This is a genomic window from Oceanipulchritudo coccoides (genome assembly GCF_010500615.1).
GTDB lineage: Bacteria > Verrucomicrobiota > Verrucomicrobiia > Opitutales > Oceanipulchritudinaceae > Oceanipulchritudo > Oceanipulchritudo coccoides.
Genome location: NZ_JAAGNX010000002.1, coordinates 355795 through 375813 on the forward strand (window position 1 = coordinate 355795; position 20019 = coordinate 375813).

19 protein-coding genes are annotated in these 20019 nt (G+C 54.7%); 9 read left to right on the plus strand and 10 right to left on the minus strand.

What is annotated here, in order from left to right:
• Window positions 1–78 precede the first annotated feature (78 nt).
• Window positions 79–1335 carry a hypothetical protein gene (locus G0Q06_RS07125; RefSeq protein ID WP_163963912.1) on the plus strand — a complete coding sequence of 419 codons (1257 nt, stop codon included), beginning with the start codon at window positions 79–81 and terminating at the stop codon, window positions 1333–1335.
• 83 nt (window positions 1336–1418) lie between these two features.
• Here the strand turns inward: G0Q06_RS07125 and G0Q06_RS07130 are convergent, their stop codons facing one another.
• From G0Q06_RS07130 to G0Q06_RS07165, 8 genes are all read right to left on the minus strand, one after another.
• Window positions 1419–4478, minus strand: coding sequence for a thiamine pyrophosphate-dependent enzyme (locus G0Q06_RS07130; protein ID WP_238710395.1), 3060 nt, complete (start codon window positions 4476–4478; stop codon window positions 1419–1421).
• A gap of 5 nt (window positions 4479–4483) precedes the next feature.
• Window positions 4484–6190, minus strand: a complete 1707-nt coding sequence (locus G0Q06_RS07135) for a TIGR03790 family protein (protein WP_163963916.1) — start codon at window positions 6188–6190, stop codon at window positions 4484–4486.
• Window positions 6191–6193: 3 nt separating this feature from the next.
• Window positions 6194–6547 (minus strand): fluoride efflux transporter FluC, encoded by a 354-nt coding sequence (locus G0Q06_RS07140; RefSeq protein WP_163963918.1) that lies wholly within the window; start codon window positions 6545–6547, stop codon window positions 6194–6196.
• Window positions 6544–6933 (minus strand): CrcB family protein, encoded by a 390-nt coding sequence (locus tag G0Q06_RS07145; RefSeq protein ID WP_163963920.1) that lies wholly within the window; start codon window positions 6931–6933, stop codon window positions 6544–6546. Before G0Q06_RS07145 ends, G0Q06_RS07140 begins: the two co-directional genes overlap by 4 nt.
• The gene (locus tag G0Q06_RS07150; RefSeq protein WP_163963921.1) at window positions 6930–7949 is read right to left on the minus strand and encodes an N-acetylmuramoyl-L-alanine amidase family protein; all 1020 of its coding nucleotides are present in this window, start codon (window positions 7947–7949) and stop codon (window positions 6930–6932) included. The genes G0Q06_RS07145 and G0Q06_RS07150 overlap by 4 nt, the downstream gene beginning before the upstream one ends.
• A gap of 13 nt (window positions 7950–7962) precedes the next feature.
• Entirely contained in the window at window positions 7963–8574 is a 612-nt protein-coding gene (gene infC, locus G0Q06_RS07155; RefSeq protein ID WP_163963924.1) for a translation initiation factor IF-3, read from the minus strand.
• A gap of 101 nt (window positions 8575–8675) precedes the next feature.
• Window positions 8676–9287 (minus strand): ClpP family protease, encoded by a 612-nt coding sequence (locus G0Q06_RS07160; protein ID WP_163963926.1) that lies wholly within the window; start codon window positions 9285–9287, stop codon window positions 8676–8678.
• Between the two features lie 57 nt (window positions 9288–9344).
• Window positions 9345–10229 carry a polyprenyl synthetase family protein gene (locus tag G0Q06_RS07165; protein WP_163963928.1) on the minus strand — a complete coding sequence of 295 codons (885 nt, stop codon included), beginning with the start codon at window positions 10227–10229 and terminating at the stop codon, window positions 9345–9347.
• A 76-nt stretch (window positions 10230–10305) separates the two neighbouring features.
• Here G0Q06_RS07165 and G0Q06_RS07170 point away from each other — a divergent pair, with 76 nt between their 5' ends.
• The 7 genes from G0Q06_RS07170 to G0Q06_RS07200 all read left to right on the plus strand — a co-directional run bounded on the left by G0Q06_RS07170 (window position 10306) and on the right by G0Q06_RS07200 (window position 16749).
• Window positions 10306–10932, plus strand: coding sequence for a DUF4013 domain-containing protein (locus G0Q06_RS07170; protein ID WP_163963930.1), 627 nt, complete (start codon window positions 10306–10308; stop codon window positions 10930–10932).
• A 30-nt stretch (window positions 10933–10962) separates the two neighbouring features.
• Window positions 10963–11268, plus strand: a complete 306-nt coding sequence (locus G0Q06_RS07175; protein WP_163963931.1) for an FmdB family zinc ribbon protein — start codon at window positions 10963–10965, stop codon at window positions 11266–11268.
• Window positions 11269–11366: 98 nt separating this feature from the next.
• Window positions 11367–12059 carry a hypothetical protein gene (locus G0Q06_RS07180; protein WP_163963933.1) on the plus strand — a complete coding sequence of 231 codons (693 nt, stop codon included), beginning with the start codon at window positions 11367–11369 and terminating at the stop codon, window positions 12057–12059.
• 5 nt (window positions 12060–12064) lie between these two features.
• Complete coding sequence (locus G0Q06_RS07185) at window positions 12065–13291, plus strand: glycosyltransferase family 4 protein (RefSeq protein ID WP_163963935.1); 1227 nt, start codon at window positions 12065–12067, stop codon at window positions 13289–13291.
• Between the two features lie 14 nt (window positions 13292–13305).
• The gene (locus tag G0Q06_RS07190; RefSeq protein ID WP_163963937.1) at window positions 13306–14508 is read left to right on the plus strand and encodes an aminotransferase class I/II-fold pyridoxal phosphate-dependent enzyme; all 1203 of its coding nucleotides are present in this window, start codon (window positions 13306–13308) and stop codon (window positions 14506–14508) included.
• 33 nt (window positions 14509–14541) lie between these two features.
• Window positions 14542–15231: a hypothetical protein gene (locus G0Q06_RS07195; protein ID WP_163963939.1), complete on the plus strand. Its 690-nt coding sequence runs from the start codon at window positions 14542–14544 to the stop codon at window positions 15229–15231.
• A 24-nt stretch (window positions 15232–15255) separates the two neighbouring features.
• Window positions 15256–16749 carry a Stf0 family sulfotransferase gene (locus G0Q06_RS07200; RefSeq protein ID WP_163963941.1) on the plus strand — a complete coding sequence of 498 codons (1494 nt, stop codon included), beginning with the start codon at window positions 15256–15258 and terminating at the stop codon, window positions 16747–16749.
• A 72-nt stretch (window positions 16750–16821) separates the two neighbouring features.
• On the opposite strand, the gene G0Q06_RS07205 is transcribed toward G0Q06_RS07200, so the two are convergent.
• Window positions 16822–17610 (minus strand): hypothetical protein, encoded by a 789-nt coding sequence (locus tag G0Q06_RS07205; RefSeq protein ID WP_163963943.1) that lies wholly within the window; start codon window positions 17608–17610, stop codon window positions 16822–16824.
• Window positions 17611–17753: 143 nt separating this feature from the next.
• Window positions 17754–18572 (minus strand): ABC transporter permease, encoded by an 819-nt coding sequence (locus tag G0Q06_RS07210; RefSeq protein WP_163963945.1) that lies wholly within the window; start codon window positions 18570–18572, stop codon window positions 17754–17756.
• A 103-nt stretch (window positions 18573–18675) separates the two neighbouring features.
• On the opposite strand from G0Q06_RS07210, the gene G0Q06_RS07215 reads away from it, so the two are divergent.
• Entirely contained in the window at window positions 18676–20013 is a 1338-nt protein-coding gene (locus G0Q06_RS07215; protein WP_163963947.1) for an ABC transporter ATP-binding protein, read from the plus strand.
• The last annotated feature ends 6 nt before the right edge of the window (window positions 20014–20019 follow it).

The window sequence follows — 20019 nt, forward strand, 5'->3', positions numbered from 1 at the left end:
GTAGCAGGATGGAGTCCTGGCTGGTGCATTATCGAGTTCTCAGAAAAGTAAAACGAAGCATCGATGAAAGGAGTTCTGATGAAAAATCGATGGCGAATAGTATGGTCCGGGACAGCCCTTCTGGCGGTCCTGGCCTTTCCCGGCAGCGTAAGCGCCCAAAACGGGCAGGATTGTCTGCCGGAACTTGATCCGGATTGCAGTGCCGAAGTACGGCTCCTTGCGGGTCAATCTATGGATGTGGGATCAATTGTTATCCAAAGAAGTACCGACGAGGTTTGTGTGACTTATCTACTCAGTGAAGAGTCCTTGGTCGACGGGATGCTGATTTATGAAACACACCTCGCGATTGGTGATGAGCTGGTAGACATAGCACAGACACAAGGCAACAAGTGGGGGACCAACCCGATTCCGGGCCAATTCCCTTACGGTGAATCCTTCTACGAAGGGGTTCCCTGTGTGAGCTTTTGCCTGCTTCTCAGCGACCTCGGATTGGTGGATGTTGAGACCCTGTACATTGCCGCACACGCGGTGGTGGGCATTGTTGACGACAGCATCGAGTACATGATGGAGACAGCCTGGGGCGAAGGCTCCCGGTTTAACGAACGCGGCAACTGGGGCATGTATATCATGTTCGAGCCCTGCTGGTTTGAAATTGTCCCCAGCTATGTCGGCTACGAGGACAATCCGTCGAATTGCGACTTCGATTACAATGATTTCGGAATGGATTTCATGGGCGTGGAAACCTACGTCGGTGATGTCCTCCGGACAATCGAGTTGCAGTTTTGCGCGCGCGTCAATCGTGCCGAAAACCTGCACGACATCCATATTCTACGCTCCCTCAAAGGGAACTACACCTACAGTCTGGTCCGGGACCATGTTGCCATGGGCACGGAAACTGTTGGCGGCGTGGACATCCCCGGGAGCGGGGATTTCGATGTTGTTCTCTTCGATACGGAGCGCTGGCCCAACGATGCATCCCAGGTTCTGGATCAGATCGTGACGATCACCATTACCATGGATGTGGGCAACGATCTCAATAAACTGGGGGATTTCGGACCCGCTCCGCGCTTTGACCTGAGCGACCGGTTCTCCCTCTATGACCCGTATATGGTGAACAGAAGCCTTGGCATGATTGAGTCGCATATGACCAATGTCAGGCTGGCAAAACCCCCGCTTCCTGCGGGTATTTATGAAGTTCCCTGTGTACTGGTGATTCCTGAATGCGATTGGCCGCATCCGGATGAAGCAGTAACGATCACCGGGCCATACCCGATGTTCTATGATTACTATTCCACGCAGTTGCCTGCCTATAAGTACTGGTGGGATCTTCCGTAGATTGAGACAGGGAATTACCTGAAAAATCAACGCACGACAGTCGCCGGGCCGGGAAGCCCGGCGGCTTTTTATAACAAGCGTCCTTACCCTTTCAGCACATCCAGTGAAAAGGATTCCATTTCCTTTTTCACATCCTGAAGGAAGTGAGCCCCGGCAGCTCCGTTGAGCCAACGGTGATCAAAACTCAGGCAGAGGGCGACTTGTTGGATAAATGATTTCGTGTCCTTCGATTCCCAGTGTGCTTCGCCGAGGAACAGAGTCGCGATGGCAGGGGGAACCACCAGTGGCTGGGCATCGCGCACATCAAAACCGCCCATGCTGGTCAGGATCAAGGGAACACCTGCCTTCGAGCGGGTATTCCCTTCGCGCACAGCCTCAATGGCCCCGGCGTAGGCTTCCACGAAGGCAGGCCCTTCAAGCTCGCTGGCTCTTGGGATTATGGCCGTGTCGAGGGCATCCTTCTTCAGGGCGACAGCCACCCCGAAATCAAAGATCTTATTGTGGCTCAAAGTATTGTCCTGGGTGATCGTGCAGCTGAAGACCGGGTGTCTTTTCATTGCCTGAACAAGAGCCCACGCGACCATCACAGTGGGCGATGGTGCGGCTTTCCCCAATTCCTTCTTGGCGGCCTTCCTGGCCTCCCGGATAGTCTCCCAGCCAGCCTTCACAGTCATGTGCGCCGGGACAACATTCTTCAATTGCGCAATTACCCGATGGGGTAGGCCACCTTCTATGATTTTATCCGTCGCAGGTTGCCCCGCGTCTTCCAAAGTGGAAGTGGATTCCCTTTGCGTCGTGGACTCCAGGCTTGATTGAGGGGCCGGCCGTTCCTCAGTCGGAACTTCCATTTCAGCGATCACCTGTCCCACGCCAACTTCGTCATCCTCCCGGACCTTCCAGTCGACAAAGCGGCCCGAATACGGTGACTCAATTGGAAACAGGGCCTTGTCGGTCTCCACCTCGCAGAGCGCGTCATCCGGCTCGATCTCGTCTCCCGGTTTGGCAATCAGGGAAATGACCCGCGCAGTGGTGATGCCCTCACCCAATATGGGAACCTTTATTCCGGTCAGCTCCTTGGCTTGCCCCGCATGCTCTCCGGCAAGGCTTTCCTTTAACTGTTCAAAGGCGGGATTTGCCACCGGTAGAGCCGCCTTTTGCGGCTCCTGCCGTGCCCATTCAAGGGTTAGCAGCTCCTGGATTTTACGGGCTACATCCTTTTTCCCCGGAAGGGCGGCGTATTCCAGCACCGGGTTGTAACCAATATTCACATCGGGTTTGGCCAGAAGGGTGGGCGGTGCCTGCAGACGCGAGAAAATCTCCCCGTTGGCGGTAAGGCGCGAGATGATATTCTGTCCGATTGAGCAGGACTCGGCATCCTCCTGTACGATCAGGATGCGCCCGGTCTTTTCAACAGAGGCTTCAATGGTTGCCATATCAATTGGCGAGACGGTCCGCAGGTCGATGACTTCAATGCGGTCGGTGTCCCCGAGCAGCTCGAGGGCTTCTTGCACGACTTCAGTCCCGTTACCCCAAGTAACGAGTGTTAGTGATGTCCCTTCCTGCCGGATGACGGCCTTTCCAAATGGAACAGGCTGGAAATTCCCGTTGGGTTCGTGAGTGGTCCACATCAAGTGCTTGGGTAAGAGAATCAGGCTCGGGCTGTTCCCGTGCATGGCTGTCCAGAACAGGCCGGCGGCATCCTCCGGAGTTGAGGGAACGGCAATTTTCAGTCCGGGGAAGTGGGCAAGGGCGCTTTCGTTTGTCTGGCTGTGCCAGAGCGCGCCGCCCGGCAAATAAGCACCGTAGGGAGCGTAGATCACCGCCGGGGCACTCCATTCACCGTTTGTGCGCCAATGCAGGGTGGAGAGCTGCGTTACCAACTGGTTGAATCCCGGCCAGATATAATCCGCAAACTGGATCTCGAACACCGGGCGTTTCCCGTACGCTGCCATCCCGGCGGCCACACCAAAAATGGTCGATTCCGCAAGTGGTGAGTTGAAGACCTGCTCCGGAGCCCGGGTGGATAGACCCTTTGTCAGGCTAAAAACACCACCCTTTGGATCCTCAATGTCTTGACCGAAAAAGACGACTTCGCGCGATTTTTTCAGGGCCGCATGAAACGTCGCATTGATAGCATCGACCATGCGAGCTTGCTCCCCTTTCAGGTCAAGCTTGAGGCTGGGTGCCTTTGAAGTGGGCCCGAGGACATGCTTCATGAGGTCCTCCGGAGTGGGATCGTGATCCTCAAAAGCACGCTGGTATTCGGAGCGCACGTCTTTTTCAATAGATGCCTTCATCTCCTCGAACGCTTCCTCGCTCAAGTCCCCTGAGGCAATCATGTCCCGTTTAAGTCGATTGATGGGATCCTTCCCATCGAGCGATTCAAGCTCTTCCTCGGACCGGTATTTACGGTGGTCATCCGCACTTGAGTGGCTGGAAATACGCTCTGTCTGGCACCAGATGAATTGGGGTCCTTTACCAGCCCGGGCGGCCTCCATGGCGGGTTGGACGACATCATAGACTGCGTCCACACAGCATCCATCAGCAATTTTCCACATCTTCCCGTTGAGCATGTCCAGACCCAGGGGATGCATCTTTTCGGTCACTGTGGAAATCCCGATGCCGTTGTCCTCAACGAGGAATATGACGGGCAACTGCCTTTCGATCGCAAAGGCAATGCTTTCAAAAAAATCACCCTGACGGCTCCCGGCGTCCCCGACAGTTGTCAGGACCAGATTGGGTTTGTTATCCAGCTTCAAGGCCCATGCCAGGCCGGCTGCCGGAAGTAGCGATGAACCCACTACGGAGGCAATGGATAAAATGCCGAGTTCCTTGCTGCTGAAATGGGCCGGCATCTGGCGACCGCCGCTGGCACTGGCCCGCTTGGCAAAAAAGGCAAGGGCGAGATCGTAATTCTCCATCCCGCGCGCAAGGGCAATTGGACGATCCCGGTAGTATCCCGAAAAATAATCTCCCTCCCGCAAGAGGTAGCCGGCAACGGCAAGTGCTTCATGGCCCATTCCGGATACATGAAACCAGCCCTTCCCTTGGCGGATCAGGCTTTGTTCACGCAAATCACCGCTCCGTGAAAGGAGCATCGTTTGAAGAAGTTTCCTTTTGTCGTCTGCGTTGAGTTTGCCCATGGTCATTATTCGCTTTCAGGCGGTGGTGGTGGCGGCGGTGGCGGTGTCACCCGTACGCGCCAGTCGACGGAAATATCAGCCCGGCCGGCGTCCTCCGCAATGGGAATTCCCCGTCTCAAAAAGGCCAGTTTCACTTTTTCCGGCATTTTGATTGCTTCCAGTTTTTCGAAGATGCGAAAGGCATTTTTTGTATCGCCAAGACGGTTCAGGGTCTCCCCGAGCTCGGCGTAAAGTCCCCATTCCATGGAATCCATCGGGTCCAACTGGGCTAGAAATGAAAGGGCCCGCAAGGCGGCATCAGTCTTTCCCTGTTCTTCAAGCAAGCGGGCCCGACCGAGGCCGAGGGCGGCTCCAGGCGTTTTCTGCATCCCACGACCTGCTGTCCGGACCGCTTCCTTTGTTTCCCCTGCTTCAAGGAGCCGGTTCATCTTCCTGAGGACGACATACTGGTCGCTGAGGATTTGCGTGGCGTCGCCCGTGTTCTCCAGTTGGGTATCCAGCGAGACCGCAAACGGCCGGTAGAGCGGATCCCCGATGGTCACGGCCTGCCAACTCAATGCGGGAAGTGCGAAATAGGCTGCGTCGGCGAGAGTCCAGCCATTCCCCAGTGCCGCAAAAAAGAGGTCAAAGCGATGGGTGAATTTCAAGTATGGTTCGGCAACGTTACCAAAGGTTGCACTGACACCACGCTCCACCATCGGCCCGACCCAGCCACGGTTCGGGGATCGGATGCTCTTGGCGGAAAAACTGTGCAAATGCGCAGCCACGGCGCCAGGCGGGAAGGTGAAACCCGGAAGGGTGAAGGGCCCGGTGATATTACCGGCATACCAACCTGCATAAAGAACCGGTGCGTCAAACCGTGCCTCCGCGGGAAAGGTCTTGCGGGCAGTGTCGTGATCGAGATCAAACCCGAGCGTCTTGAAAACCAGGGCCGTGTTGGCCATCCAGGTGTTGCCTTCCTCATACGGGCCTTTTCTTCCGTCTTCATCGACATAGGCTCGCCCCTTGAGGCCAAGGGCCTCTCCCCGGCGCGAGTTGTCGAGCATCCGCAAAACCGCTTTTTCAGACGGCCCATCCAAACGGGTCACCCGGATAATATCCTGTGTTGGCCCATTGGGAGGACGGTTAAATAGAGGGTTGGGGACAAAACCGTTCATGGGCATGTCGCGCTTGAGCAGGAGAGCGAGCTCCCCGTCAACGGAGGCTTCGTTCCTCGCCATGAGGCCCTCTGAGAATTGGTCGACGAGAGAAAGGTAAACACCCGTGAGGGCACTTCTGCGAAGGTTCAGATCGTCCAATTCCTCAACCGGTTTTTTCAGGATATGGGAAGGCACGCCGTAACAAAGGACCATGTAGCGTAGCGGATTTTTCAATACACTGACAGTTTTCCGCCCGAATTCGTCCTTTTTACCGGGAAGGGCATCGAGGAGCCCGCGATCCAGCAACTCCTCCAGCAGGGGATTGTGTATTGTCTCGATATAAGCCTCGCGAGTTATGCGCTCTGTTTCTTCCGTCCGGATTAGAATCAGATTGTTTTCCGGAATATTCCTCAAGGCCTGGTAGGCTTTCGCCACCTTGACGGATCCCTTGACTGATTTGTTGGCAACGACGACCACAGTGGCTGGATCCACTTCCTGTGCGCCTGCGCCCGCGATGAATCCAATGATGGAGACGGCACCGAGGGTCAAGAGCTTGTGGGGGATTGATAACATGTCTTAGGCCATCAAATAAAAGCCGCCCCATGAGGCAAGGCAACAAAGGCACAGGGTCAATGAAAGGTAGAGGCCCGCATCCCGGTAATTTCCCGTTTTAGCAAGGATGACTGTTTCCAGGATAAAGGTGGAAAAGGTGGTGAAAGCACCACAGAAGCCGGCCCCCACAAGCGCTCGGGCCAGCTCAGCGTCATGGGGGAGGGCCGTGTAGGCAACGGCGAGGAGGAACGATCCCGCGATGTTGACCAACAGGGTTGCCCATGGAAACGGCGATTTGATACACCGTCCGGCAAAGGCGCGCAGAAGGGCCCCGAGAGCCCCGCCGAGACCGATCAGGATCAATGCCAGGAAACTCATTGCGAAGCTTCCTCCCGACGGTCCAGACGGCTTATAATCCAAACGGTTAAGGCAAGTGCGCAGATAACGGGGACAAGAATGTTCAACAGGGCCTGCAGGAACGCCCCGTTTTGGGCCAATTGAAGGGTTTCGTAGGAGAAAAGGGATACAGTAGTGAAGCTCCCGCAAAAACCGACCATATACAAGTAACGGCCCTGCGCATGAATCCTGTGCTGTGTTGCATGAAGGACAGCGAGTGCGCATGCGCCCAGGATATTGACCAGCATGGTGGGAACGGGAAAGTCCCCCTCAAATCCAAAACCGACCCAACTGCGCAAGAGTGAACCCAACATCCCCCCGAGCCCGATATAACAAATGTCCATCAGACTGAGGCGGGGTGTTTTCACTGGGCTTTCCCCTTCAGGCGATTGGCCGTTTTCTCAAATGTAGCGAGGCCGCTGGCGATTGCCCGGGCGATTTTTTCACGGTAAGCGGCTGACCCGATGTTTCTTCCTTCCTGTGAATGCGAGACAAATCCCCCTTCAATAAGGAGCCCGGGCATGTTCAAGTCGCGCAAGACTGTGAAGCGGGCGCGTTTTAGCCCGCGATCCGGGGAGGGCAAGGTCTCCTTGAGGCTGCGTTGCACATAGAATCCCAATAGCTCATTCCACGGATCATGTTTGTTGCCCGGATAGCTTTTGCGGTCGCTCGGGTGCAATTTGCCCCGGGAAGTGGAGGGCTGCAGCAGCGGCGTAAAGGCATAGGTTTCGACACCGTGAACGGAGGATTTTCCGGAGGCGTTGAAGTGAAGCGAGAGAAAGAGATCACCCTTCAACCGGTTGGCCATTAGGGCACGCTCCGGCAGGGCAATCAGCCGGTCACCGGAACGGGTCAGGGTGACTTTGTAGCCAGCCTTTTCCAGTTGGGCCTTGAGGCGTTTGGCAAGATCGAGAGTGAGGGACTTCTCACGCAATTTCAGGGCAGGATTTTCCGCACCCGGATCAGTGCCGCCGTGTCCGGCATCAATAATGATGTGATGAAAGCCCGGCGGTTTTCCAAAAACCTGAGGTGTCAGGATCGGCTGTATTTGGTGGCGAAAGTCTGTTTCACTGAGATACAACTTGCCCCGCGACCCCGCGACAGGAAATCCCAGATGGACCCGCAGGCCATTCACGATCATTTCGCGCTTGTGCAATTCGAAACGAAGGCGTGTCCACTCGGACTTGAGTTCCTTGATCTTCCCCTTTTCCACCCAGCGGGATTGCATCCCGAGCTTTGCCCCAATCTCATCCAGTTGGAGGTGGTTCACCCCGTTCAGCTCAAGGGCGCACAAAGGGATGCAGACAAAGAAAATAGCCAGCAAGGCAACAACTCCCTCGCGGTGAATTCGCTTTAAAAAAGAGACAAGCAATCCGAAGGCCATAGCGGGCCTGTCCTTACTCCTCCTCAGGTGGCTGGGCGGATACGGATTCGTTGAACTTCAGGGTGCGCTTTGCGACGGGGAGCGGAGTCATGATCAGGTTGACATGGCGCCCGCTGAGTTTCGGAGTACCGTCTGCTTGACCCACGTGGCTCAAGTCCTTTGCGGCTTTGGCGACAACTTCGAGCCCAAGGTCCTTGTGCTCGTTTTCACGACCCCTGAACATTAGACTCAATTTGAGCTTGTTGCCCTTGTACAAAAACTCCTCCCCATGGCGGAGCTTCGTCATGTAATCATGCTCCTCCGTCCTCACGCGGAATTTGACTTCCTTGATCTTGGAGGTGGATGAGCCTTTCGCCTTGTTTTCCTTTTGGCGCTTGGACTGCTCGTACATGTACTTGCCAAAATCGAGAATCCGGCAAACCGGTGGACGGGCGCTCGCACTGATTTCCACGAGGTCCAGGCCCATCTTTTTGGCGGCTGCCAAGGCATCGTCCCGTGAGACAACCCCTATTTGCGATCCATCGCTTCCGATCAAACGCACTTCGCGTGCACGGATGCGCTCATTTTTTCTAACGTAATTACCGTGGTTACGACGACCACGGCCTCCAGAGTATGGTTTCGGCATTTATTCCTTTTTGGCTTTCCTATGGGGTGTAGTTTGTAAGTAGAGGCATTGTTTTATGCCAGCTATGGGCCATTTGACAAGACGGAATGACCCCACCCACTTCAGTCATCTATTTTTTCAACAATCGCGTCAGCAAGGCCGTAATCGATGGCCTCCTGCGCATTGAGATAAAAGTCACGGTCCGTATCCTTTTGGATTTGCTCAATCGGCTGGCCGCTCGAGTCAGACAAAATCTTGTTCATTTCCTCGCGGAGTTTTTCCATTTCCTGTGCCTGGATATGGATATCAACGGCCGCCCCGCGCATGGTGCCCATGATGAGGGGTTGGTGTATCAGCACCCTGGAATGCGGGTAGACAAAGCGCTTTCCCTTGGTGCCTCCGCAAAGGAAGATTGATCCCATGCTGGCGGCCAGGCCCACGACGACGACCTTGATCGGGCTGGTGATCAGCATCATCGTGTCGTAAACGGCCATTCCTGCGGTGATTGAGCCGCCGGGGCTGTTCAGGTACAGGGTGATTTCCTTGCCCGGGTCGCTGGCTTCCAGATAAAGCAGCTCCTCCGTGGCGACGCGAGCGGACTTGTCGTTCACTTCGCCCCAAAAGAAGATTTTACGCTCCTCCAGAAACTTGCGCTTCATCATTTCGGATAGCGGCAGTTTCTTTGGAGAATCGTTTTGATCGGTCTCGTCGTTTGCTGTTGGACGGAATTGCATAAGAAGAAAAGTGGCGATAAGATCACTTTGAGCAAGGCTGACAACGGAATTTTTTGTTTAATTCAGGCGATGCTCCAGTTTGCGGATTACGCCCACGAGGAAATCCGCCTTGGTGCCGGGGAGGGAATGGCAAGCTTCAATAGCGAGCATGGTGGCCTCTTGGGCTGCCTTCCGGCTGGCTTCCAGACCGTGAATGGAGACGTATGTGTTCTTGGCCTGCCGGGCATCGTTGCCGACCGTTTTTCCGAGAACGTCCGCAGTGGAGGTGGCGTCGAGAATATCATCGATGATTTGAAATGCCAGACCGATGGATTGACCGGCCCTTTCAAGCAGCTCGAACGCCTCTGCGGGAGCCTCGGTCAAATGAAGTCCCATCAGGAGGGCCGAGGTGATCAAGTCGGCAGTCTTGTGCTGGTGGATATAATTCAGCTCGTCGGCTGAAATGGTCGTGTTTTCCGAGAGGGTGTCGACAACCTGGCCACCAATGAGGTGCCGGCTGTCAGCCGCTTCAGAAAGGCATTTCATCAGCGCGACGCAGCACGCCGGCTGTTCTTCGTAGTGAAAGGCGAGAAGGCGGAAGGCCTCTGTGAGAAGGGCGTCCCCGGCCAGAATGGCGGTTGCCTCGTCAAATTGGACATGTGCGGATGGCTTACCGCGGCGCAATGGGCTGTTGTCCATGCTCGGCAAGTCATCATGCACGAGCGAATAGGTATGCAGGCATTCAATGGCCACAGCTGCCGGGAGAGGATCGGCCTTTTGGGGATAGAGATCCGCAGCAGCAAGCAGCAGGACCGGGCGAAGCCGTTTTCCGCCCGCATCCAGACAATAGCGCATAGCCTCATGAATAGCGCCCGGTGCTACGTCCACTTTGGGCAGAAGGGCGCTCAGGCCAGTCTCAACCTGGTTCTGATAGCGCTGGTAAGTTTTGTCCAAGGACTCCATCGATTTGTGGATTGTAATTGAGAAATCTGCTGAATGCGAAAAGATGAAGCGAAAAGATTAACAAGGGATCAGGCAAATGGAGAATATGGAAAAAGTCACATGGCGGATTTGGGAAAGTCCGGGGATCGGGCGTTCGCTTCTTATCGGCGGACTGCTGTTTTATGTCCCGATACTGAATTTTCTTCTATTGGGCTATTACGGGCGCTGGGCGAGGCGCCTCATTCTACGGGAAGGGATGGACCTGCCGGAATGGTCGGAGGGCCGCAAGATTCTGGAGGAGCTGGTCCGGGTCATTGTCCCGGTCGTTGTCTGGCTGGCTATTCCGTTTGCCCTTGCGGGTCTTCTCGGTTGGGCCATCTCGGGATTGTTTCATCTGCTGTATCTCGACATCTTTGCCGCGACCGTATCCTGGCTCCCCGTGGCTTTGGTGGCCCTCATTGCACCCCCTTGCCTGGTCGCCTCCCTCATCCGTCTATACCGGAACAATTCAATCCGCGAGAGTATCGATGTCCACGGGGTGCTGCACTTCACCATCAACCGGCTCCGTCGATGCCTTTTCCCAATGCTCCAGTTTTATGGCATTCTGGCCGTTGGTTGGCCCCTGATCGGATTTGCGGCTTTTCTTGCCACCTTGCCGCTGCTGGCCCAGCTCATTCTGGTCATGCGCCCGAAGGATAGTGGCTTGCAAAGCCCCGTTTTTTAATTGAGGAAAGCTTCCTTTTAAAAACCAGCCATGCCCACATACGAGTACACATGCCAACAATGCGGTCACGACCTGGAGGTTTTTCAGAGGATGTCGGATGATCCATTGCAAGACTGTCCTGAGTGCCAGACCCCTTCGCTGAAGCGCAAGATCGGGCTTGGAGCCGGTATCATCTTCAAGGGGGGCGGTTTCTACGAGACCGACTTCAAGGACCGGAAGGGCCAACCGAAAGAAAGCTCACCTGGCCCGGATAAATCAAAGAAAGCGGATGATAAAAGCGGAGCCTCAAGCGAAAAAAAGAGCTCCGCCTCCAGCAGCGAGGCATCTGCCAGTTAAACCGGCAACTTCCAGCCAGTGATACGCGCTTGCCTCAGTTGGGAATTTCCACTATCCCTTTTACTAATTCCGGTACCTGATTTTCCAAGGAGTGTCTTATGAAAAAAAATGAACCCAACGATCCGAGCCTTATCCTTGTTCTCTTTATTGGTTTCCTGAGCTTTTGTATCGGGGGCATTCTTGGAGTTGCCAGTCTCATCTCCCTGCCAGTTGTTGAGAGCACCAAGGCGCTGGAGCCGGACGAGATTGAGCCGGGAACGGTCTATTATATTAAAGGGCAACAGTCGGGCCGAACAGCTTGGCGGGCTAAAGAGGATGCCTGGCGCGCTGGCATGGTCGATGTCCTGCGGCTCAGTGAACCAGAATTGAACCAATGGAGCCGCGACCGTTTGGACATTGATGAGTCTCCTGATGCAAAGGATGCATCTGATCTGGAGGGAACTTTCCATTTCTTGCCATCCGCGGTGAATTTCCGGGTTGTTGAAGACGGTCTGCAATTGGCGACTAAAATCGAACTGGGTGGTTATCTAAAGGACAAGACTGTCATTTATCAGGTCACAGGGCGCTTTGAAGACTCTGCACACGGTATCCGGTTCGTCCCCCTCTCCGGGAATATTGGAGCAGCGCCATTAGGGTCTATCCCAGTTGTCCGCGATTTGTTATTTGGTCTGCTCACCAAGCGCATTTCCAAAGGTGCCGATGTGGATTGGCTTGGTGAAAGCCTCGACAATTTGGAGTCTGCAGAAATCGCGGAAGGCAAGCTCGTCCTGCGGCGTAAAGCCGAGGGTTGATCCCAATGCATGACCCCGTTTCGCCACCCCCGCATCGGGTGGTCTTAATCTTCACGTCCTTTCCCGTCCTCTCGGAAACATTCCTTCAGAGGGAGGTACAATGCTTCCAGTCGGCTGGCCTGACGATGGAGCTGGTTTCCCTTTGGGGTGGAGAAAGTGAGTGGAATGGGCTTCCCGTGCACAGAAGCGGCTTTTTTGGCGCACTGGCGGGGTTGTTATGGCTGCCGTATTGGCTGATCAAGAAGCCCGGGACCTTGTGTTTTTTCCTGGGTCAACTTTGGAAGCCGAGGTCTTCCGGGTGCCTGAACTGGGTGGAAAACCTGCTTGGATTCAGCTATGCCATGCGCACGGCAAAATATTGGACTGCCCTCAGGGCCACCCACTACCATGCTGTGTGGGCTTCTGCCCCGGGGATGGCCGCATGGGCCCTGCACAAATTTTCCGGGATTCCGTTTTCTGTCAGCGGACATGCGTATGACTTGTACGAAAAAGGCGGTGATGGGTGGCTTGAGCGGAAGGCTGGGGAAGCTGAATGGATTCGCACCTCTACCGATGCGGGTCGTCTCCGCTGGGAGGAAAAGGGTGCTGAAAAGGACAAAGTGATTGTTGTTCGGCGTGGCCTGCCCGAGCTGCCGCCGTGGAACCAACCTCTTCCCGTCTCCACGCCATATCGCCTGCTCAGCGTCGGGCGGATGGTCGAGAAAATGGGCTTTGACCGGCAGATTCCACTGTTCCTCGAGTTGAAGGAGGCAGGAATCCCTTTTTCCGTCGAATGGATTGGGGACGGTCCCGAGCGGAATTCGCTTGAAAAAGCCGTCCAAGAGGCGGGATTGGCGGACTTTGTGACCTTTCGTGGTCGGCTTCCTTTCAGTGAGGTCGAATTGGCCTACCAAAAAAACCAGATATTCATCTTTACGGGCCGGATCGATAGCCGGGGCGACCGCGCGGGTCTTCCCAATGCGGTTGCGGAGGCCATGGCATGGGGACTATTGGTCTTTGCCACGGATGTCGGAGCGGTCCGGGAAGCGATTGATGATGGCTCAAACGGCATCGTCTGGGCCAATGAGCCAGAGGCATCCATTATGATTCAGGCTTGCAAAGATCCCATCTTACAGGACCTTCTCCGTACGCGTGCAAGAAAGTGGACTGAGGCCCATTACCAAATAGCCCACAATCTTGGCCCGCTAATTGCTCGGTTTGAGCTTGTAACTTTTTCAACATCAGTTGGTTAATTCCTTTTGCCGCCATGCCTTTTGATATCGGAAACATATTGCGTCCCAAGAACACGATCCTGCAGCGTTGCCAGCGGGATGAAGGGACGAAAGCACGCCTGAAGTACAATCCGTGGTATCACCACATCGACTCCCAGAATGGGTGCCGGATCCAAGTTGACGGGCGTGAAATGCTCATGATGAGCAGCAATGATTACCTTGGACTGAGCAATCATCCGCGGGTTATCCAGGCCGGGCAAGAGGCCCTGCAGAAGTGGGGCAGCAGCACGACTGGCTCACGACTGGCCAACGGGTCCCGATCATTTCACCGGGATCTGGAGCAGCAGCTGGCGGCCTTCCTTGGGAAAGAGGATGCCATGGTGCTCAGCGCCGGCTATCTGGCCTGCATGGGTGCGGTTTCGACCTTTGCCGAAAAGGGTGACCTCATTCTCGTCGATCGCAATGTCCACAGTTCCCTTTGGTCTGGAATTCTCCTTTCCGGGGCGAACGTGGAGCGCTTTGCCCACAATAATCCGTCGGACCTGCAGGACATTCTTGTCACGGAAGACCGTGACCGGCCGAAAATGGTGGTTGTTGAGGGGGTCTATTCGATGGAAGGACACATTGCCCCGTTGCAGGAGCTGATCGAGGTTTGCCGACCTTTCAATTGCTTTTTCGTCGTGGATGATGCCCACGGGCTCGGGGTTCTTGGTGACCGGGGGCAGGGCACGGTTGGCTACCTTGACCGGACGAATGATGTCGATGTCATCTGTGGCAGTCTCTCCAAGTCCATGGCCAGCACAGGTGGTTTTATTGCCGGATCCAAGACGATTATTGAGTACCTTCGCTCCCATTCCAAGCAGACTATTTTCAGTGCGGCAATCAGCCCGACGCAGGCCGCTGCGGCCAAGACAAGTCTTGATATCCTGCAGGACGAGCCCGAGCACCGGGAGCGCCTCTGGGAGAATACACGCTATTACAAGCGCATGTTGAACCAGATCGGGGCGAACATCTGGGAAAGCGAGACGCCTGCCGTGCCGATTATCGTTGGTAACAAGGAACGGGCCTACCGGATCTGGAAAGCTCTCATGGACGAGGATATTTTCACCGTTATCTCCATCCCGCCGGGCGTCCCACCGGGAAAGGACTTGATCCGGACGGCAGTATCCGCCCAGCACACCTTTGAGGATCTGGAGCGTATGGTGGATGTCCTCAAAAAATCCCTCAAGAAGGTTTGAAATTCACCCATCCGGGTAAGAAAGTAGCAGGTCATGCGAGTTCGCGTCCTCAGCCTTGCTTTATCCGTGGTCCTTTTGACCTCGTTGGACAGTTCTGCATATGCCCTGAGCCTGCTTGACCGAAGCCCCTTTCTATGGCCCGGATTTTCACCCAAGGAGGGCGATCCCAAGGCGCAGGTAGCTGCGGGAGCGCCATCGGACCTTGAATTTCATGCGGTGTATGAACTTTCTGGTACAACAAAAGTCCTGCTGAAGGACCGCCGAAAGAACGAATTCCACTGGATCCGGATTGGAGAGGAAGTGGAGGGGATGCTTCCCAAGGAATACAACCGGGAAAAGGATGAGCTGCTCCTTGCCTACGATAATCAGGAAAAGTGGCTTTCCCTGCAGGATCTTCCGCAAGCCAGTGGCAAGCCCTCGGCCGCTGTCCAACCCGCAAGACCAACCAACACAAATCAAAATACGACGAGACGCCGCGTTATCCGGCCATCAAACCGCACGACTTCCTCCTCGACAAGAAATGTCATCCGGCCGACTTCAAGGACATCTTCAAATGTACCGCGACCGCCCATTCGTTCAACGAGGCGACCCGTAACAGGGGATCCCCCGGTTGCCCTTCCGCCGGGTTTTGTTCCTCCCGAACCCGTTGGCGATCCGGCCACCCAGGCTCCCGAGTTTCTTCCTTCCCTGCCGCCAGGCACAACCCCTCCGTCGAAACCCTGACCGCGGGGTTGGATTCCTTTGTTGATGAAGTCGATTATTATCTGCGCCACCCCGAGATCCGGCAGTTATCTCCTTTCGGATCTTCTCAACCAGAGAGGGATGCCCTTCGCAGAAGAATGGCTCACGCAGTTCCACCAGGAGTCCAGAAAGCGGGCCTATGGGGTCAAGGACAGCTTGGACTACATCTCCTTTCTCAAGTTGTTGACCGCCCGGGAACGCCAGGCCGGCCTTTTCTCCATGAAGGTGATGTTTCCCCAGTTTTACCAACTGACTCAGCTTCTTGGCGAATCAAAGGAGGTGCCGGGAGGTACCTTCATGGAGAAGCTCTGCCACATATTTCCCAATCCGGCTTTTATCCGGGTTTCCCGGGAGAATAAGGTGGCCCAGGCCATTTCTCTCCACAAGGCCCGGCAAACGGGCCAATGGGTGAAGCGCAGGGGGGAGGAATTGCGGCCTGCCATCAATCCGGTTTATTCCTTCCTCGGAATATTGGACGCATTTGAGGAAAGGCGACGATCCGAAAAATTATGGGAGGAGTTCTTCGAAAGCCATCCTGCTGATGTTTTTGAGATGTCCTATGAAGAGCTCATAGCGGACAAGGAAGGGATGCTTGAGCGTATTTTCAACTGGGCGGGGCTCAAGTTCAGTCCGGTGGCAAAATCCGAGGCCTCCAGTGGATTCCAACCGATGCGTTCTTCAATAAACGATGATTGGATCAAGCGATTTGAGCAGGACCTGGAACGCTCCCTTGACGATACCTCTGCTCCCTCTTTTGAAGGGCCTGAGAACATCAGTATCTCGGATGTTGGACTTGAAAGGGATTACATCGTTGGCGAAAGGTATTCCCTGGATGTGACCTGTCAGCCAGATCCTGGAAGTGAGATATCTCCAGTCGGGAAAAATAATGGCGATGGCTGGTTGCGTGTTTCCGGTCTTCTCTCGGGAGATGGGTTTGAGTCCTCTTTTGAGCAGGAGCTACAGTTGGCGGAGTCGGGTGCCTTTACCGCAAAGGGTATCCTCCCGATGCCGCCAAAGGCAGGTGTTTATTCCCTGAAGCTGGTTCTTTCGCGCAGGCATTTGCAGGTGGATGAATTGTTCTCCTCGCCCGGGGTGGAGCATGAAGTGAAATTCAGGCATCCACCCGCCCGGGAGGCCGCGCGAAAACTACTGCCGGAGACTCGTGACCTGGATGACAGCTGGCAGTATGTCGAGTGGTTTGGGTATTTCCTCGATGACAAGTTTCCCTGGGTCTACCACGCCGATCACGAATGGCTGTTCATCAAGCCTGAGCCGAATGATGACGGGGCATTGCATATCCTTGATGCGCAGCTGGGTTGGCTGGAGGTTTATCCTGACCGGTACCCCGAGCTGCGAAGCCTTAAGGATGGCAAACGGTGGCTTTTCCTCAAACGTGTCGAGGACAAGCGTCTATTCAGGGATCTGTCGGAAGACCGGGACATGAGTTTTGAAACCAACAGGCCCGAACACCTCGAAAAACTCAATCCCGGGAATGACTAAGCTCTTCTTGTCCGGGGCATAAAAAAAGCCCCGGCAGACACCGGGGCTTGTGATTAAATATGTCAGTTCCAATTACTGGACCGGATCGGTCAGCTCAACCCAGCTGCCACCACCGCCGAGGCGGATGATGAAATTACCCGGGTCAGTTGGGGAATCATCGAACTCACTGAAGTAGAACCAGCCAGCGCCATTGGCGTCATAACCGGAAGCGTCTGCGAGGTAGAGGTAACCTTCGAGGACCTGTGCGCCGGCTTCGCCGTCACTGAGGTCATTCACGCCGTCACCGTCAGAATCGCGGAGGTCGTTCCAGCCGTTTGTGCCGGAGACGAAGAACCAGATACCTGAGGTTTGTCCCGGGAAGAGGTTGTTGGTATACATCCAGACACCCGTTGCGAGGGAACGATTACCCGTGTTGGGATCGACGAAGACAGTAGCATCCCACTCAAGAACGTAGAACCAGTTGCTGGCAGCAAAGTGGTACATGTTCTTCAAAGTGAAGCTGAAGTACTGCTGGCTTTGATCGGCAGCGAGGCCTGTATCAAAGTCAAAGAAGTCAGATCCGAACCAGCTGACGATGAAGTCGCCACCCTGTGGGAGATCAGGAACAGTAAGTGTCGTGCCATCACCAAGCGTGATGCTGCCGTCTCCGTTAACCGTAGCGACAGGAGCATTGATGGTGTTTCCATCGACAACGAGATTGCCGTCAACGACTTCACCAGCCGGCGGGGCAATGACTGTGCCGTCACTGAGAACGAGGTTACCGTCTTGGTCAACGGTGGCTCCCGGGTCAGGTTGGGCGTTCAGGGAGAAAGCAACCGCGCCGACAAGGCAGGTTGCGACGATTTTTTTGATGGTATTCATAATATGTTACTAGGTTTGTTTTGAAGTTACAGTTATGTGTGAGGTTAAACACGCAAATGCGCGAAGTGTTTCAATTTATGCACCTTTTTCGGGAAAAATTGTCTGAATATCTAAACCGAAAGGGGGAAAATGCACAAGATTTTTCAAAGAAAGTCGGGAAATCCGCTTTTCAGCCGGGCAAACAGGAAAAACCCACCGACGAGGAACAGGGCCGAAAAGCCGTACAAATAGGCGATCTGGACCAGATCCGGGGCAATTCCCCAGAGCACGATGGCCCGGAGATTCTCAGTGGCCAGGAGAACCGGATTCCACTTGAGAAAGGTCCAAATTTGGGGAAATTCCATGACTTTGATGGAACTGTAAAAGACCCCGCTGGACCAGAAGACAATCTGGCTCATGACGTTGGTGAGCTGCTGAAGATCACGGAAATAGACGCTCAGGGCGCTGATCATGGCCGAAAGTCCGAGCGCAAGGCCCATCATGGGCAGGAAAATGACCGGCATGTAAAGAATCTCCCAGCTGAGCACAGAGCCAAAGAAAAGCCCCATGATAATCCAAAGGCAGGCATTTATCGCGACCTTGAAGGCGGTCCCGAGGACTTGGACAATGGGCAGTATCTCGAGCGGGAAAACGACTTTTTTAATGAGGTTTCTGTTGCGGAGCAGGTTATTTGTGGACTTGGCGATGGTCTCGTTGACGAGGTTTACCATACTGAGCCCGATGTAGATCCCGATGGCGTAGCTGATTGAGGATTCGTTTTCCACCTGCCCGAACGAACCGCCAAAAAGCACGCCGAACACCACCAGGTAGAGGCACATGCTGAGGATGGGATTAAAAACCAGCCAGAGGATGCCCAGGGCGCTGCCCTTGATCGTCTCAGCAACCTCCCTGACGGTCAACTGGCGAAGCAGTTCACCGACATTGGTCCAGCGTGAGGCGGTATTTGCGTGGGAAGAACTCATCCGGCATTCAATCAGCCTTGAGTTTGGGCATGGACCCGGTGAGTCAAGGCTTATTCATCATTGATTTTGGCTGCTCAAGGCGTTTAGGTCGGCTCTTTTCAAGATGACCGCACCTGATGATCATGCAATTCAACTGAGGAATGTTTCCAAGGTTTACCGGATTCCCGCCAAAGGCCGCGAATCATTCCTGGGATCCATGACGGTCATGTTTGATGCCCTTCTGGGGAATTACGGGAAGCGCCACGGGACATTCCGGCAGTTTGACGCCTTGGAGCCGCTTGATGTAATGATTGGACGTGGCGAAAGCATGGCCATTGTTGGCCGGAACGGATCGGGCAAATCCACTCTCCTGCAGATTATCGCGGGCACCCTCCGGGCAACGACGGGAACCGTTCAGGTGAATGGCAGCCTTTGTGCGCTTCTTGAGCTTGGGTCGGGCTTCAATCCTGAATTCACGGGAATGGAGAACATTTATCTCAATGGAGCGATGCTCGGGCTCGAACGCAAACGCATCGAGAACAAGCTGGAGGACATTCTTGCCTTTGCGGAAATCGGGGAGTTTGTCGATCAACCTGTCCGGACTTATTCTTCCGGGATGCGCTTACGGCTCGCCTTCGCGGTGATTACAGCGGTGGATCCGGAAATCCTGATCATTGATGAAGCCCTCTCAGTGGGTGATGCCTTTTTTCAATCCCGGTGCGTGCGATGGTTGGAGGATTATCTGGAGCGGGGAAACACCTTCATCTGCGTTTCCCACGACATGTTCATGATCCAGCGCTTGTGCCGGCGGGGAATTGTCCTTGATGACGGACGGAAGGCTTTTGAGGGAGATATTTCAGATGCCGCAAACTTGTATTACCGCCTGCACGGCAAGGGGGCGAAGGTTGGGGGCCGCCTCCTCGACAAGGATGAGCCCGCCGATGAGGAGGACAAGGATGACGAGGACGACCTGGTCTCGGTGAAGGACGAAGCAGGGTGGTGGTTATTGAATTTGAGGATCAAGGAGCGCACCGGAAACCAGCAAGTCACGATTGAGAAGGTATGGACCCAACCCAACCTCCAGGAGGGAATTCCTTCGGGCAAATGGCTGAAGGTAAAGATCCAGGTCAGGGCGCGTGAACCCATTGAGCTTTTTCACTTTGGTTTTGGATTTCGCGACCGCAGTGGTCAGCTAATTGGAGGATATCATTCCTTCTATGAGGAAAAAAGTGTCGCTATTGAGAGCGCTGGTCAGGGAAAAATCATTACCTGTGAGTTCAAGCTCGATCTGAAGCCGCAGATGTATCTCCTTGTGATTGGACTGGCGATTAACCACACCGCTGACGACTGGCAAGATCTTGACTGCATCTGGGATTGTGCCAAGGTTCTGGTCACGGGGCAGGAAACATTCTGGGGTCTTGCGCCTTTGCCCATGCGTGGTTTTACTGCTGAGGATCTTTAACCCTCC